Annotated in this window: 12 protein-coding genes; 7 read left to right on the top strand and 5 right to left on the bottom strand. The window is 62.9% G+C overall.

The features are described from left to right. Nucleotides 1-70: 70 nt before the first annotated feature. Complete coding sequence (locus ASD07_RS00145; protein ID WP_055923417.1) at nt 71-1,135, top strand: M35 family metallo-endopeptidase; 1,065 nt, start codon at nt 71-73, stop codon at nt 1,133-1,135. 15 nt (nt 1,136-1,150) lie between these two features. Here the strand turns inward: ASD07_RS00145 and ASD07_RS00140 are convergent, their stop codons facing one another. The 3 genes from ASD07_RS00140 to ASD07_RS00130 form a co-directional block, all read right to left on the bottom strand. Next, the gene (locus ASD07_RS00140; protein WP_055923415.1) at nt 1,151-1,546 is read right to left on the bottom strand and encodes a hypothetical protein; all 396 of its coding nucleotides are present in this window, start codon (nt 1,544-1,546) and stop codon (nt 1,151-1,153) included. An 87-nt stretch (nt 1,547-1,633) separates the two neighbouring features. Beyond that, on the bottom strand, nt 1,634-3,886 hold the full coding sequence (locus ASD07_RS00135) for a PAS domain S-box protein (protein WP_156397790.1): 2,253 nt from the start codon (nt 3,884-3,886) through the stop codon (nt 1,634-1,636). 113 nt (nt 3,887-3,999) lie between these two features. After that, entirely contained in the window at nt 4,000-6,135 is a 2,136-nt protein-coding gene (locus tag ASD07_RS00130; protein WP_055923414.1) for a hypothetical protein, read from the bottom strand. A gap of 191 nt (nt 6,136-6,326) precedes the next feature. On the opposite strand from ASD07_RS00130, the gene ASD07_RS00125 reads away from it, so the two are divergent. The 6 genes from ASD07_RS00125 to ASD07_RS00100 all read left to right on the top strand — a co-directional run bounded on the left by ASD07_RS00125 (nt 6,327) and on the right by ASD07_RS00100 (nt 12,887). Then, the gene (locus ASD07_RS00125; protein ID WP_055923412.1) at nt 6,327-6,692 is read left to right on the top strand and encodes a hypothetical protein; all 366 of its coding nucleotides are present in this window, start codon (nt 6,327-6,329) and stop codon (nt 6,690-6,692) included. A gap of 68 nt (nt 6,693-6,760) precedes the next feature. After that, nucleotides 6,761-8,041 (top strand): alpha/beta hydrolase, encoded by a 1,281-nt coding sequence (locus ASD07_RS29830; RefSeq protein WP_082507023.1) that lies wholly within the window; start codon nt 6,761-6,763, stop codon nt 8,039-8,041. Nucleotides 8,042-8,055: 14 nt separating this feature from the next. Beyond that, a complete protein-coding gene (locus tag ASD07_RS00115; protein WP_055923411.1) occupies nt 8,056-8,451 on the top strand; it encodes an Hpt domain-containing protein in 396 nt (131 codons plus the stop codon). 235 nt (nt 8,452-8,686) lie between these two features. Continuing rightward, nucleotides 8,687-9,067 carry a hypothetical protein gene (locus ASD07_RS00110; RefSeq protein ID WP_200953731.1) on the top strand — a complete coding sequence of 127 codons (381 nt, stop codon included), beginning with the start codon at nt 8,687-8,689 and terminating at the stop codon, nt 9,065-9,067. A 94-nt stretch (nt 9,068-9,161) separates the two neighbouring features. Continuing rightward, nucleotides 9,162-11,903, top strand: coding sequence for an XrtA/PEP-CTERM system TPR-repeat protein PrsT (prsT, locus tag ASD07_RS00105; protein WP_082507022.1), 2,742 nt, complete (start codon nt 9,162-9,164; stop codon nt 11,901-11,903). A 96-nt stretch (nt 11,904-11,999) separates the two neighbouring features. Beyond that, nucleotides 12,000-12,887 (top strand): hypothetical protein, encoded by an 888-nt coding sequence (locus ASD07_RS00100; protein ID WP_055923408.1) that lies wholly within the window; start codon nt 12,000-12,002, stop codon nt 12,885-12,887. Here ASD07_RS00100 and ASD07_RS00095 read toward each other — a convergent pair. Next, nucleotides 12,872-14,482: an FAD-binding oxidoreductase gene (locus tag ASD07_RS00095; protein ID WP_082507021.1), complete on the bottom strand. Its 1,611-nt coding sequence runs from the start codon at nt 14,480-14,482 to the stop codon at nt 12,872-12,874. The two genes, ASD07_RS00100 and ASD07_RS00095, sit on opposite strands and share 16 nt — an antisense overlap. Nucleotide 14,483: 1 nt before the next feature. Further along, a complete protein-coding gene (locus ASD07_RS00090; RefSeq protein WP_200953730.1) occupies nt 14,484-15,329 on the bottom strand; it encodes a long-chain N-acyl amino acid synthase in 846 nt (281 codons plus the stop codon). Nucleotides 15,330-15,335: the final 6 nt, after the last annotated feature.

Below are 15,335 nucleotides of genomic sequence, written 5' to 3'. Positions count from 1 at the left end.
ATTTCGATTGAACTGGCGCAGCCTCCCCGGCAAGATTGGATCACCCAACCACAACCGGACGGAGAGACGAATGAACTTGAAACACCTTGGCGCTTTCGCACTCGCAGCTTCCTTCAGCCTGGGCGCCTATGCGGCCGACGGACTGACCGCCAGCATCAGCATGGACAAACGCGCTCTGGGCCCGAGCGATGACGTCATGGTCCAGGTGACCCTGACCAACACGTCGTCGGTGCCGCAGTATGTCCTGAAGTGGCACACCCCGTTCGGCGAAATTGAGGAATCCCTGTTTGAAGTCACCCGCGACGGCGCCAAAGTGCCGTATGAGGGCATGCACGTCAAGCGTGCTGCGCCGACGCCTGCCGATTACTATGTGATCCACCCGGGCAAGTCGCACAAGGTGACGGTGGAACTGTCCCACCTGTATAACATGAGCATCTCGGGCGACTATTCCATCCGCTACCTCACCAAATCATCCAAGCTGTTCAGCAGCATGGACCCGATGGGCAAAGCGGTAGACAAGCGCCAGTCCGATACCCTGCAATCGGATGCGCTCGCCATTTCGATCGAAGGCAGCCTGCCGCGCGGCAGCGTCGCCAAGGCACCGGCCGCGCCGGAAGCGCTCGCTGGCAGCCTGTCATTCAGCAAGTGCACCGCGTCGCAGCAATCGACCGTCACCAGCGCCGTGTCGGCCGCCAAGAACATGGCCAACGACGCCAACGGCTATCTGGGCGCCAACAAGACCGGCCAGCGCTACACCAAGTGGTTCGGCACTTACACTTCGAGCCGCTACTCGACCGTAAAGTCGCACTTCACGGCCATCAAGGATGCCTTCGACAACAAGCCGGTCACTGTCGACTGCGGCTGCAAGCAATCGTATTACGCCTACGTATATCCGAACCAGCCATACAAGATCTACGTCTGCAAGGCATTCTGGAGCGCGCCGATGACCGGTACCGACTCGAAGGGCGGCACCCTGGTGCATGAGATGAGCCACTTCAACGTAACCGCAGGCACCGATGACCATGCCTATGGCCAATCGGCGGCCGCCAGCCTGGCGATCAGCAATCCGACCCAGGCCATTGACAACGCCGACTCGCACGAATATTTCGGCGAGAACACACCTGCCCTGCAATAAGTCGCCCCTTGCCGCTCACCTGCCGGTATGCTCAAAGCGTACCGGTCCAACGGTGAGCGGTATTTCTTTTCCATCCATGAGGTAATGCCCGGCATAACTGATCGTGTAAGCATGGCGGCCTTGCTTGAAGCCGTAGGCCGGCGCCAGGTCGATTGCATTGCTGCGGCGCGCGCCCGCCTTCATGGCGAGATAATCTTCGTCGGTCAGCGGCCCGCGCTTGACCATGATGCCTTGATATTCAAGGAGCTGCCCGCTTTCCGCATCGCGTATTTCGAACAGCTTGCCGAACATCTCTTCTTCCGTCGCCAGCGCGCGCAGGGCCTTTACCGGCCGGGCCGAATGGTTGGCCAGGGCAATGTGCAGCACGGGCCGGCCGGCCGTCTCCTTGACGGTGAATTTAACGTCGAGCATTTTCGGTTCTCCCGACAAGGCGCCGGCCGCTAGCAAGACTGCAATATTAATATTCAATCCAGACCTCGTTACACGTGAAACCTATGGTTAGGGCGACTGTTCCAGGGCTTCCCCGACCACTTCCAGGAAGTCCTTGATGTTCAGGGGTTTGGTCAGGTAACGGAAGAAGCCTGCCTCCAGCGCTGCCTGCACGTCAAGCGGCATGGCGTTGGCGGAGAGCGCAACCACTGGAATGTCGCGTGTCGTGACGTCCTGGCGCAAGCGTCGCTGGGCTTCGCGGCCGCTGATGCCCGGCAGGTTCATATCCATCAAGATTACATTGGGCAGGTATTTGCACGCCAGCGCGACTCCGGTATTGCCGTCTGTTGCCGACAGCAGTTCGAGGTCGAGGTGAAGCTTGACGATTTCCTCCACCAGCTTGAGGTTGGCAGGATTGTCTTCCACATACAGCAGTAGCGGCTTGCCATGGCGGCCACCTGCAACTGCCGGCAACCGCAAGTCTTCCTGGCCGTCCTGACGCGGCAGCTGTTGCGGCGCGGTGGCTGCCAACTCAACCGTAAAGGTGCTGCCCTGCCCAACCGAACTGGCGACGCTGATTGACGCGTTCATCAACTCGGCCAGGCGCTTGCTGAGCACAAGTCCGATGCCGCTGCCCTCTTCCGAGCCGCCCTCCTGGCCAAGCCGGTTGAAAGGCTGGAACAGGCCGGATATCTGTTCGCCGCTCAGTCCGGGGCCGTCGTCGCGCACGGCCAGCCAGGTACGGCCGGGATCCGCCTCGCCGCAGGCGACCCAGACGTGGCCGCCCTTGCTGTTGTACTTGACCGCATTGGTCAGCAGGTTCAGCACGACCTGCCGCAGGCGGATGCGATCGGCCCGGACATACATGCCACGTGGCTCGGACAGGTAGACCGTCACCTGGCGCGCGTCGGCCATGGCCTCGATCATCTTGCTGGCTTCGTGCAGCAGGTCGTCCAGCGCCACCGGTTCGAGCGACAGCGTGACGGCGCCGACCTCGATCTTTGCCAGGTCCAGTGTTTCATTGATCAGGTGCAGCAGGTGCTGGCCAGCCTGCACGATATTGCCGGCAAAGGCATAACGCTGCTGCTGCGTCAGCGGCAGTTTTTCGTTATGCAGCAGCTGGCCGAAGCCGAGGATGGCGTTCAGCGGCGTGCGCAATTCATGCGACATGCTGGCCAGGAAATGGTCCTTGGCCCTGCTGGCCTGCTCCAGTTCCAGCTTCTGCTCCAGCAGCTTGTGCTCAATCTGGCGCCGGCCGCTGATGTCGCGGATTGCACTCGAGACCAGCAGCTCGTCTTCCGTCTTCAAGGGACTCAGGCTGATCTCCACCGGGAATTCCGAGCCGTCGCGCCGCATCGCATACAAGTCGGTGCCGGCACCCATGGCGCGCGGCTGGGCCTTGTCGAAGAAGCTGCCGCGCGCCGCCGGGTGCCGCCCCGCAAAACGAGCCGGTATCAGGATTTCAATCGGCTTGCCAAGCAGCTCCTGGCGCTGGTAGCCGAACAGTTGCTCGGTGCGGGTATTGACCAGCACGATTTCGCCGCGCGCGTTGACAATCACCATCGGGTCGGGCGCCGATTCCAGCAAGCCGCGGAATTTCTGTTCGGCTTTCTTGCGCTCGCCAATGTCCCGGATCGCGCTCATCACGATGGCGCCGTCTTCCATCTGGATCACGCTGAGGCTGATCTCGACGGGAAACTCCAGGCCATCCTTGCGCAAGCCGTACAGCTCAAGCCCGGCGCCCATGGTGCGCGTGCGCGGTTGCACAAAGTATTGCGCCCGATGCGCGACATGCCCGCCGCGGAAACGATCAGGCAGCAACACTTCGACTGGTTTCCCCAGCAATTCGCGCGGCTCGAAGCCGAACAGGCGCTCGGCCTGGCTGTTTACCAGCACAATGCGGCCGGTGGAGTTGGCCATCACGATTGCATCGGGCATCGACTCCAGCAGGCCGCGGTAGCGCGACTCGACCTGGCGTGCGTCGCGCAGCGCCTTGGCGTCGGTGATGTCGTTCTGGCTGTGGATGACGTATTCGATTGCGCCCTGGGCCGTGTAGACCGCCTTGCAGGCAGCGCCGACATAGACGGCCTGGCCATCCTTGCGGCGCCGCAGGTATTCGAAATCGGCGCCGAATTCCTGCCGCACCGGCTGGCCCGGCATGCCGATCAGTTCCGCCAGCCGTTGGCCACGCGCCTCTTCCGCGCTGTAACCATAAATCTCCGTTGCGCCCTTGGTCCAGAACAGCACGACGTCATGGCCATCGGTGGCAATGATGCCGCCGGGAGCTTCTTCCAGGATGAACTTGCCCAGGTCAGTTTGCATGGATGGTCTTTTGGCGGACTCGGTGCATACCAATTGTAAGCGAATTCGCGTGAAAAAAAACCGCCTCCCCTTACGGGCGAGGCGGTCGATAGCGCGGGGGTGCGCCCTTTAAATTACCAGGAGGCTTTCAAGGTGTAGGTGCCGCTGGTCGAACCAGTGCCACCAGAGTAGTAGTACACCTTGGCATACCACGTTACAGCAGTCGAGCCCGTGTTGGCGCGCGTTACGACATCGGCCTGCCCCGTGCCTTTCACGCTCGACGCCAGTTCGGTACCTGCGCTGTTGTACAGCTTCAAGTCGTAGTCCGAAGAGGCATTCGGGGTCATGGTGGCAGTCAGGGTCTTGCCTGCAGGAACGGTGATGGCGAAGTAGTCGGCATCGGCGCTCGTGCTCATGTTGGCGCTGGCCGTGGTGCACGATGCGCTGATCGGGTTGGCGCTCGCGATGGTGTTATTGCTTTCCGTTTCAGACATGTTCACCGGGGTGCAGGCGCCGCCGCTCAGGATGTTCTGCGCTTCGAACTTGGCCTGGAAGGTGTTGGCGTAGCTCAGGTCCGATGGGAACAGGGTCTTCGCCGCGTTCACGATTGCCGTTGCCATGGCAGGCATCTTGATGTTGGAACCCAGGCCAAAGTGCGCTTCCAGGATGATCTTGTCGATGTTGGCGCGTGGCTTGCCTGCTGCGATCAGCGACACCATCGACGAGTACAGCGGGGCCGACCACAGTTCGTCGGACTGGAAGGTCACGCCGTTTTCGGTCACCGAGCTGTGCGCGCTGTACGACTTGCTGCTGTTGTACTTGGCATCGGTGCGGTTCAGCATGCGGCCGGCCCAGCAGGAGCCGTGGCCGTCCCAGCTGAAGGCCCACTCAGGGTGGTAGACCTGGCCGTTCGGGGTGCTGTAGGAGTACGATGCGGCCCAGTAGTCGCCGAAGCCTTCGCCCATGGCGCCGGTATCGCCGCCGGACCAGCTGGAGTTGATGCTGGCCTGGATGCCGTGGCCGTATTCGTGCAGGATGACGTCGGCGTCTTCGCTGTCATTGACGCAGCCATGGCCGAAGGCCAGGTAGCCGGTGGCGCCGGTGCCGCTGAAGTGCGAATTGTCGTCGCCGTTCACGCCGTCGGTATCGATATCCATCGAACGCTCGAGGATGCCCTTGCTGCCGCTGAAGCCCAGCGACTGCATGTAGCGCTGGCTCTGGTCGATGTGGAAGTAGACGTTGGTGTCGTCGAAGGCGTTGTTGCCGCGCTTGGCAGTCCACACACCATTGGTGGTGGTGCTCGGTGCGGTAGCCGGCGCTTCGATGTTCTTGATGTTGACGTACGGACCGGTCAGCTTGTAGACGCCGGAAGTCACGGTCAGGTCGCGCAGGGTCTTGCTCGAGTAGGCTGCGTCAAAGGCGGAGGCAGCCGAGGTATCGGTCAGCGCATCGTTGTTCAGCGTGGTGCGCGGATCCGGATCGAAAGCATAACCGCTGCCATTGATGCCGGAAGCTGCCAGCACGGTGGCAGTACTGCCCGCCTTCAGCGCGCTCACGCTGGAACTGGCCTTGGCGGCCTCGGTCGCGGCGTGGCGGTCCAGCGCCTGGCCCGGTGCTGCGGAGCGGGCTGCCAGGCTGCGTTCGCCGCCCTTGTTGGTGCGTGGCAATGAGGTGGAGTAAGAATCGATCACGCTGCCGTCATGGGCATTCAGGTACTGCACGAAGCCGCCGGTCGGCATCTCGGCTTCAATATTGACCTTGCGTGCCAGTTGCACGCCATCCTTGGTCGGTACCCACACCAGGGTGGCCGAAGGTACGTTTACCAGGTTGTGCTGGACCTTCATGTTCTTCCAGCCTTTGTCCAGTGCTTCGTCGTCGCTGATCTGGGACTTGTTGTACAGTTGGTTCACCGCGTCCGCATCGACCTTGGCCGAGATATGGCGGGTTTCATTGAAGATCTTTTGCAAGTCGCCGTTCTTGCCGATCGAAACCACGATCTGGGCGCGGTCGACTGGCAGGCCGCGCAGCATTTGCTGGTAGTAGTAGTGCTTGCCGGTCAGCGATTCCTTGACCGCTACCAGCACCAGGTTGTTCAGGTTCGCAGGCAGGCCGAAGCGTGCGGCGTTAACCTTCAGCACGCCCTCGGCGGAAGCGGCCTTGGTATTGGTGAAGACGGTCAGGTTGTCGACGGTTTTTTCGCCTGCTTGCGCCATGCCGGCGCATGCCAGCATGACCATGGAAGCGATCGTGGTACGAGTTGTGTAGCGCATGTTGTAAATCTCTCCTGAAGCGGTTATAGATGTAATTTTTGGATGGAAGAACAAGCCCCGCCGGGCCTAGCACTCAACAGCGTGAGGGCCGAGTATAACGACTAAAAGTTCGCTGATTTAAATGGAATTCTGCTGAAAAACGGAAAAGCATTCAGTCAAGACCGCGCACGCAACGTTAGAAGGAGTCGTCAGTGAAATTGAACATTTTGTTATTTTTTTCATGCCTTTGCTGCTTCGCTACGGCAGCCGCAATTCCCGATGACGAGCCCGACGTCACGGCCCAGGTGGCCGAAGTCCTGGAAGGCGTGGCGGAAGCCAAGCCTGCGACCGGGCGTTTCACCGAGCGCGGCGCCAGCTACCTGGCGCCGCCGGGACTGCCCGCACTATTGAAAGGCTGCGCCCGTCCCTTCGCGCTCGAGCTGCTTTCGAGAAACGTAAATGGGGAAGACCGGCTTTACGTGTACCGTGCGAAATGCCAGCCGCAAGCCCTGCGCATCGCCATCGATTTCAACAAGGCGGCCCGCATCAACCGGCTTGAACTGGCACCTGAGCGCTAGTTGCACGTGGCGCTGGACTTGGCGTTGGGTGTGTGGTCAGATATGCATTAATCAGCCAGGAGAAGAGCATGGACGTCATTACGACAGCGGTGACGGCAGGTGCCGGCGAGGGTGGCATCAGTGCGGCCTACCAGATGCTGAAGTCCCGCCTTGCAGCCCAATCCCCGTCGGTGGCCGATGCGATCGCCGATGTAGAGGAGGACCCTGGCTCACGCTCGCGCCAATTCGCCCTGAGCGATGCGCTCGCTTCGGCAGGCCTGGCTGGCGACCGCTACTTGCGCGCAGCAGCCCGCAACCTCATTGACGAGGTCGAACGGCGGCGCAATGCGCGCACGCCCGCCACGGCCAAACTGGACGGCGCGCCAGACCATGCTGTGATGAAAGTGTATTTCGCAAGCGACCGCGAACTGAGCGGCGATCGCCACCCTGCGCGCCTGTTTGGCAGCGTGCGTGGCCAGCTGCGTTACGGCAGTTGCGAAGTCAGCATTCCGCGCGACCATCGCATGGGCGAAATGGAATCTCCCTCATTGCTGAGAATGGAATTCCGCCAGGATCCGGAGCAGCATGTCGTGTTGCTTTCAGCCGACTTGAGCGAGCGCGACAATTTTTTTGCGGAAGTGCGGCAATCCATTGCCGCCAGCGGTACCGGCAGCGCCCTGCTTTTCATCCACGGCTTTCGCACTTCGTTCGAGGATGCGGCCAGGCGCACCGGCCAACTGGCCTACGACCTGGGATTTCACGGTACGCCGATTTTTTACAGTTGGCCCTCGCAAGGCAAGCTGTCAGGATATATATTGGATGAAGCTAATGTGGAATGGACCCAGGCCGACCTTGCTGCGTTCCTGGCAGACGTGCTGCAGCAGTCCGACGCCGAGCATGTCTACCTGCTCGCGCACAGCATGGGCAACCGCGCCCTGGCCCAGGCAACTGCCAGCGTGCTTGCCGCGCGCCCGGACCTGGCCGGCCGCATTCGTGAAGTCATCATGGCAGCACCGGATATTGACGCAGATGTTTTCCGCCAGCAGCTGTTGCCGGCACTGGCCGGCGTGCCTGGCCCGCTGACTTTGTATGCTTCGTCTGAAGACAATGCCTTGCATGCTTCCAAAGCCGTGCACGGCTATGCCCGTGCCGGCGAGAGCGGACCGGGCCTGCTGGTGGCGCCAGGTGTCGAGACCATTGACGCCAGCAAGGTCGATACGGATTTCATTGGCCACACTTACTTTGCCGAACAGCGCTCTGCTTTGAGCGATATGTATTACCTTATACAAAAACATACCAGGGCCGCCGAACGCTTCGGCTTGCAGGCGGTCGAAAGTGCGATGGGACGCCATTGGACGTTCCGCGTATAACGGAGACTTTGTCTATGAGTTACGCAAGTGCACCGGATGAAGCGGTATTTTGTGTCGAAAAACTGCTGCAATACATGGGACAGGACGAAAAAGCCCTGAATACCATCGTCAAGATCGTGCGCGACGGCATTGGTCCCGGGATTGAGCCGCTCAACCTGGCCGGGGAAGCAATCCGCGACGGCAAAATGATGGAAGCGCGCCGCATCCTGCACAACCTGCGCGGTTCGATTGGCAACCTGGGGGCAAAGCGCTTTGTCGCTGCCTCCCTCGCACTTGAATTGGCCTTGCAAGAAGGCAAGATCGTCGAAATTCCCCTGCTTTTCACCGCGCTCGAAGGTGAATTGAAGCTGGTTCTTGACCATGCAGGAGCGTGGCTCGACCAGCACGCCGGCCGCGCGGCCGTCCGCTAGCATTTAGTTACATCTGTTACCCCAGCCTTTTTGTGCGGCGCAATAGCCGCATGTTATGATCGGAAACATTGTTTAGGTTTGGCATTTTTGCGAGCCGTGCGCCTCTGTCGCCTCGCATTTCATAAAATCCTGAAAGTTGCCCGCGACTTGACGCAGGGCAATTAATTGATATAATTGCCATCCGTTCGGGGATACACAAAGAAATATGGAACTATTTAACAAGGCGGGAGTTATTGTGACATCCACCCTTGTCATGGTCGGCATGTTGATTGCCTGCCAGGTCAAGGAAGACGTCGAGCCGCCGGCCCCGGTTGTCGAAGCCGTAGCGAAGAAATTGGCGGAGCATGGCGGTGCAGCTGCGGAACGGCGCATGCGCGAATGGGCTGAGCAAGGTTCGCCCGTTGCCGCACGTGAATTGGGCCTGCTTTACGTCCAGGATGCTGCAAAGCACAACGAAGCCATGCGTTTGCTGGAAAAGGCAGCGCTTGCCGGCGATTCCGTATCTGTTGACTATTTGTCTACCCGCTTCCGCTCCAGTGCTACGGTGGCCAACGCCGCCGGCGCGCAAGGCTGGCCGTTGTATGTCCAGCTCGCTAATCAGCAGCACACCAAATAACCCTGCGCCGGATCGCATGCTTTCTTGAGCGCGATCAATAAGCAGATGTGAGAGCTCCCTACGCTGGTAATTCCACCAGCCTGGGAGTTTTTTCATGTCTCGTCCGATCACAATCGCCGCGGCAATGACGTTGGCCGCCCTCCTCGCTTGCCAGCGGATCAAACCCGTGGCCGACGTACTTGCCGACGCGCGCAAGGCACACGACAGCGGCGCAGACCGGGCTGCGGTCATCCATCTCAAGAACCTGCTGCAGCAGGAGCCCGGGCACGGTGCCGCGCGGCGCATGCTGGGCGAACTGCACCTGGCACTGGGAGATCCAATCTCGGCGGAAAAAGAACTGCGCCGAGCACTCGCCCTCGGCCAAACTCGGGCGCAACTGCTGCCGCTGCTGGTGCGGGCCCTGCTTGCGCAGGCGTCCTATCAGGGCGTACTGGACGAACTGCAAGCGGAGCCGGCCACGCCAGCCATCCAGGCCTGGCGTGGCCACGCCTTGCTTGGGCTGGGCAAGACGGAAGATGCCGGCCGGCTTTACACACTGGCCTTGGGCAAGGACAGCAAGCTGGTTGAGGCACACCTCGGCCAGGCAAGGCTTGCCATGCTGCGCAGCGAGACAAACGCCGCCGCCGATTCGGTACAGCGCGCCCTTGCGGCCGATCCGCATAACAGCGACACCCTGCGTTTCAAGGGAGACTTGCTGCGGATGCGGGGCGATTTTGCCGGCGCCCTGGCGGCATACCGCGTCATCCTGGAACACGACAGAAACAACGTGCAAGCCTTCGCTGACATCGCAGCAGTTCACCTGCTGCAAGGCAAGCCGGACCTGGCCCGTCAGCAACTCGACGCCGCCCGCAAGATCCAGCCTTCCAGCCTCGTCATCCTGTACGCGCAGGGATTGCTCGACTTGGCCGAAGGTAGGCACAAGGCCGCCCTGGAACGCGCGCAAATGGTGCTGCGGGCGGCGCCCGATCATCTGCCGAGCGTGCTGCTGGCCGCCACTGTGGAGCTGGAAAATGGTGCCACCGCCCAGGCCCGCGCCCATATCGCCCGCTATCGCCAATCCCAGCCCAAGGAACTCTTCGCGCTGCGCCTGCAGGCCCAATGCGAGCTGCGGCAGGGAAAGCCTGGCGACGCCGTGGCGCTGCTGGAGCCCGCAATTGCCGAGAATCCGCAGGACATCGACCTGCTGGCACTGGGCGGCGAGGCAGCCATGCGCGCCGGCAGGCATGAACTGGCGGCGCGCTGGTTTGGCCGTGCCAGCAGCCTGGCGCCGGAATCAGGCAGCCTGCTGGCCGCCAACGGCCTGAGCCTGCTCGGCCAGGGGCAGGATGCGCGCGCAGTCGACGCCCTGGAGCAGGCCGCTCAGAAAGAAGGCGTAGCCTCGCGCGCTGCCTCCCTGCTGGTCATGAGCCATATGCGCAACCGTAACTTCAGCAAGGCGATGGAACAAGTCCGGCGCATGGAAGCGCAGGGCGACAATCCTGCGGTACAAAACCTCAAGGGCGGGGTGCTGCTTGCGAGCGGCGACCTGGCCGGGGCACGCAAGGCATTTTCCCGCTCTTTGGAACTCGACCCCGAACACATGCCCGCGCTGGACAACCTGGCGGAACTCGACGTGCTGGAAAAAAAGGTGCCACTGGCACGCCAGCGTTACCAGGCCGCGCTGGCCCGCAGCCGCGACACCCTGCCGCTGCTGATGGCCCTGGCCAGGCTCGAAGCCAGGCAAGGCAATGTGCCGGCGGCGGCCAGTTGGCTGGAGCGGGCCATCGCCGCGGCGCCGGACGGCGCTGCCCCGGTGCAGGCTCTGGCAGCGCTCTACTTGCGCAGCGGGCAAGCAGGCAAGGCACTGCAGCAGGCGCAGCGCCTGCAGGCACTGCGCCCCAATGAGCCTGCCAGCCTCGATGTGCTGGCCCAGGCCGCATCAGCCGCCGGCCAGCATGCGCAAGCGCTCGATAGCCTGCAGAAGCTGGCGCTGCTGCGTCCACTCGAAGCCGACGTGCAATTGCGCATTGCCCGCACGGCGCTCGCCCTGAGCCGGAAGCCTCTTGCATTGCAGGCTGCGCGCAAAGCCGTTGCGCTCAACCCGGCGCGGGAAGATGTCCTTGTACTTGCCAGCATGCTGCTGCTCGATAGCCGCGCGTTTGACGAGGCGCGCAAGCTGGCGCGCTCGGCGCAGCAACGCCAGCCCGGCGCCGCCATTGGCTTCAAGCTCGAAGGCGACACCCTGCTTGAAGAGGGCAAGGCAGCCGATGCCGTGGCGCCGTATGAACGTGCTTTCGGCCTGCAACGCAGCGGTCCGGTACTGATCGCCTTGCATCGCGCCCTGCATGCCGCCGGCAAAGCGGACGCGGCCGAACAACGCATGCGCGACTGGCTCGGCCAGCATCCGGGCGACCAGCCCACCAGACTATATTTCGCGAGCCATCTGCTGCAGCAGGCGAGATTCGGCGCCGCGCAGCGCGAGTACGAGTTCATCCTGCAGCACGACCCCGACAATGTGCTGGCCTTGAACGACCTGGCCTGGGCCCTGCTGCAGAGCAAAGAGGGCGATGCAATGCGGCCGGCCGAACGCGCCTACCAGCTGGCGCCAGGCAATCCCGCCGTGGCCGACACCCTGGCCTGGATCCTGGCGGAAAACGGCAAGCCGGCGCGTGCCCTGCCATTGTTGAAGAAGGCGCTGGAAACTGCACCGACAGCAAGCGACATCCGCCTGCATTATGCGCACGCACTATTTCGCAGCGGCGACAAGCGTGCCGCGCGCAGCCAGTGCGAGCAGCTATTGGCGCTCCAGGGCTTTGCGCACCGTGCCGAAGTCGAAGGATTGCTGGCCAAGCTGTAAGGCGTCGGCGGGCTTTACGGGTCGCGCGCTCGGCCCCTGCATTGCTGCTGGCGCGCTCCTTGCAACATGGCTCATATCCATCACTAGGAGCACACCATGTTCAAGAGCGTAGTTTGCAAAGGCGCCACCTGGCTTTCAGCCATGGTGCTCGCCGCTCCGGCCGCTGCGAGCCCACTCGCCCCATTCGTGCTGCACGCGCCAGGCGCCGTCGAGCTCAAATTCAGCGGCTACCTGGCCCGCAGCGCGGATAGCGGCAGCGCCGCGGGCATGCCCGAAGCCAGCTTCGGCGCCGGCTATATGACCAGCATCCACGAACTGGGCAACCCGGCCAGCCAGCTATGGCGCAGCGGCCAGGATAACCAGAGCATTTCCTTTATGATGTACGGTGCGGCCGATGCTGCGGTCTTGCCGCTGGCGGGATCGTCGGCCCACCAGGTGTTCGGCAGCGGGTGCACGCATCTCTCGTTTGGCTGCGACGGCAAGATCCACCTCGATTTCTACCTTGACAAGCTGAGCGGCGGAACCAATCCGGGCTTCGGCATCGGCGGCATCAGGGCATCGCAACGCCAGGGTTTCAGCCAGCTTGGCGGCATCACCGATGGCGCACTGTTGATGCGCTGGGAATTCGTCCCCGGCCTGGCGGCCGCAGCACCGGGCGCCACGCCGGTCACCCTGTACCAGCAGCTGAGCGGACTCGCGTCGCCCGCTTCCGGTTTTGGGAGCTACCTGGCACGCTGCACAGGGGGGCCGGCCTGCAGCTATTTCAGCAACGGCATGCAACAGGCGGGAGCCGACTTCTATGGCACCAATACGACAACCAGCATCCTGGCCCTGACCGCGATCGGCCAGAATGGCTGGAGCGCCCGCCTGTCCGACCCGGTGATCGCGCAGGTAACCCTGGACCAGCCCGCTACCAGCGCGCTGCTGCCGCTCGGCGCCGCCATGCTGGCCTGGATGCGCCGGCGCCGTCAGCGGGGCTGGTAGCGGCCGGGGGCGATGATGTGCTGCGGGTCAAGTGCGTCCTTGATGCGCGCCACCGTGCCCCAGTAGGTGTCATGACCGCTGTCCAGGGCCTTCATTGATTGCGGCCCCACACGGTAAGGAATATATCCGGCGCCCTTGAGCCGCTCGAATGCGGCCTGGTAGCATAATCGGGCGCGCGCGGTTTCCACCGCATCCTCCTGGTCGAAGCAGATGGTCAGCACGCCGCCCAATGCGCGCTCATTGACCATGCTGAAGGTTTCGAACAGGTCGAAGCCATGCGTGGCGAACAGCGGCTCGACCAGCGAGTGCACGTGCAGCAGGTCGCGGCCACGCAGCGGCAGCACCGGGGCCAGCCACATCATTCCACAGCCGTCGCGCGCCGGGTTGGCGCCGCGCGGGAACTCCGGCGGCAAGCCGCCCCGGCGTCGCCAGTAGGCCCCGGCCAGGAAGCGGCCATCCGGGATGCCGCGATTCATGTTCAGCAGGGACTGGCCCAGGTTCACTTGTGCCGAGATCCTGGTGCCGAGCTTGCCCTGCCCCAGCCAGCGGCCCGCGAGGCGGCCCAAGGCCAGCATCTTCTCGTCGATAAAACGCAGCGTGGCCAGCCTTCCAATGGCTGCCCGCAGCGTGCGGCGCGCATCGGCGACCTGGGCGGGCCGGCCGTACAGCGCTGCTGACACGGTCCAGGCGCCAATGCCGGCCTGGCGGCAGAACTCGGCGCGCAACTGCGGCGGCAAAGGCGGCCCCTGCGGCAGCTGCGCAGCCGGGAACACCATGCCGCCCGACAGCACGCGCAAATCGTTACCGATGTGAACCACACTGGATAAGGTGCCATCCATGCGCAGCGGGCGCAGCGCATCGACCACGGCAGCAATCGCGCCGAATCCGGCGACGCTCGCAACCATGTGGCTGACCACTTCGGTTTGCGGCATCAGCCATAGGCCGAGGCTGGTAACAATGCCGAAGTTCGATTGGGTGAACAGGCCATCGAGCCAGGGCCCGACGCCGTAGGGATAGAGATAGGCCGCGCTGGCGTGCGCAAAATGCGCGAAGCCGGTCTCCAGCGTGTCGCCGCTCGCCAGCACGATGCGCATACCGGCCACGTGCAACATGCGGTTGCCGTAGGGCGTGTGGCCGAAGCCGCGTTCCAGGATGTTGCCGACCAGGCTGGTATCCGGCCCGGCGCCGGTGCAGTCCATCCACAGCGGCAATTGCTGCTCGGCCAGGTGGCCGGCCAGCTGTGCCTGCGTGACGCCGGGCTCGATGACGGCATAGGCCAGCTCGCGGTCCGTTTCAAGGATGCGGTTCATCCCGCCCAGGTCCAGGATCACCTGCCCTGCGCCACTCGGATTGGCGTCGCCATATCCCCAGTTGCGGCCGGTACTCAGCGGATAAAGCGGAATGTCAAATTCACCGGCACTGCGCACGATGGCCACCACTTCCCCATGCGACAGCGGACGCAGCACGGCTAGCGGCGCCACGGGACTGGCCGCGGTGCTGGCCATATACGGGGCCAGGTCGGTGGACGAGGTGAGCACGCGGGCAGGCCCAAGCAGCAAACGCCAGGCGCGCAGTGCGGGGTCAAGGTTTGCCATCTCAGTCCCTCCCTTCGCGCAGGCGCACCGTGATACCGGTCTCATCTTGCGGTGAAAAGAAGTAGGGGTAGAAGGAGCGCTCATTGGGCGCCGTTTCCATACGGCCGCCATACAGCCGGATCTGCTCGGCCATATGGCCCAGGTCAAGCCGCAACAGCACGGCAGGCGCGCCGACACGGCTGCAGTGCCGTTCCGGCGCCGCGTCGCGAAAGCCCAGCATGCGTTTGTAGAAGCGTACATGACGCGGATTGACTTCGATCACATAATCGGTGCATCCATGCAGGTTGTGGGCGTAGACATAGGAAATATGGATCAGCGCCGCGAATATCCGCATATTGACGTTGCGGTCAATCGCCAGCCGCGCCGGCTCGCACAGGCGCCGTCCCTGGGCCCGCAGGGCCGCCAGGATGTCGCCAAAATTTTCATCGGCCGGCAGGCCAATGCCGGGGTCATCCAGGCACAGCGACATGGTGCCGACAGTTTCGCCCTGGCTGTCGGCCGCCAGCGTGATACGGTTCGGTTCGTGCGGCGCATTCGGTTCCACCTCGTAGCCGCGCCAGCCATACATCTTTTGCAGCAGCACACTGGCCGCTTCGCGTTTGCCGGCCGAATTCGCCAGCCGGATGTGGAACAGTTGCTGGTCGATGGCGTGCAGTGGCTCCTCGCCGCCGGCGCCTTCGTCAATCAACAGGGAAACAATGGTGTCGTCGTCCACGGTGCGTCCTCCTATCGGAATACGGCTTGGATGCTCGGCCTGGCGCAAGGTTCCGCACGCGTCGGATTTCTTTTCATGGCCAGCGCCCAGCGGGGCGGCGGCGCATGGCACGGATGCTGCTGGTACGACCATGCCGGC

The sequence above is a fragment of the Duganella sp. Root336D2 genome (assembly GCF_001425005.1).
GTDB lineage: Bacteria > Pseudomonadota > Gammaproteobacteria > Burkholderiales > Burkholderiaceae_D > Rugamonas.
The sequence above is the reverse complement of the archived record's forward strand: the minus strand, read 5'-3'. Positions and strand labels throughout refer to the sequence as shown.

Coding starts and splice junctions, on each gene's coding strand:
- ASD07_RS00115 (WP_055923411.1), top strand. CDS start 8,056: ATGAGTTACGCAAGTGCACCGGATGAAGCGGTATTTTGTGTCGAAAAA.
- ASD07_RS29830 (WP_082507023.1), top strand. CDS start 6,761: ATGGACGTCATTACGACAGCGGTGACGGCAGGTGCCGGCGAGGGTGGC.
- prsT (WP_082507022.1), top strand. CDS start 9,162: ATGTCTCGTCCGATCACAATCGCCGCGGCAATGACGTTGGCCGCCCTC.
- ASD07_RS00095 (WP_082507021.1), bottom strand. CDS start 14,482: ATGGCAAACCTTGACCCCGCACTGCGCGCCTGGCGTTTGCTGCTTGGG.
- ASD07_RS00090 (WP_200953730.1), bottom strand. CDS start 15,329: ATGGTCGTACCAGCAGCATCCGTGCCATGCGCCGCCGCCCCGCTGGGC.
- ASD07_RS00130 (WP_055923414.1), bottom strand. CDS start 6,135: ATGCGCTACACAACTCGTACCACGATCGCTTCCATGGTCATGCTGGCA.
- ASD07_RS00135 (WP_156397790.1), bottom strand. CDS start 3,886: ATGCAAACTGACCTGGGCAAGTTCATCCTGGAAGAAGCTCCCGGCGGC.
- ASD07_RS00145 (WP_055923417.1), top strand. CDS start 71: ATGAACTTGAAACACCTTGGCGCTTTCGCACTCGCAGCTTCCTTCAGC.
- ASD07_RS00140 (WP_055923415.1), bottom strand. CDS start 1,546: ATGCTCGACGTTAAATTCACCGTCAAGGAGACGGCCGGCCGGCCCGTG.
- ASD07_RS00100 (WP_055923408.1), top strand. CDS start 12,000: ATGTTCAAGAGCGTAGTTTGCAAAGGCGCCACCTGGCTTTCAGCCATG.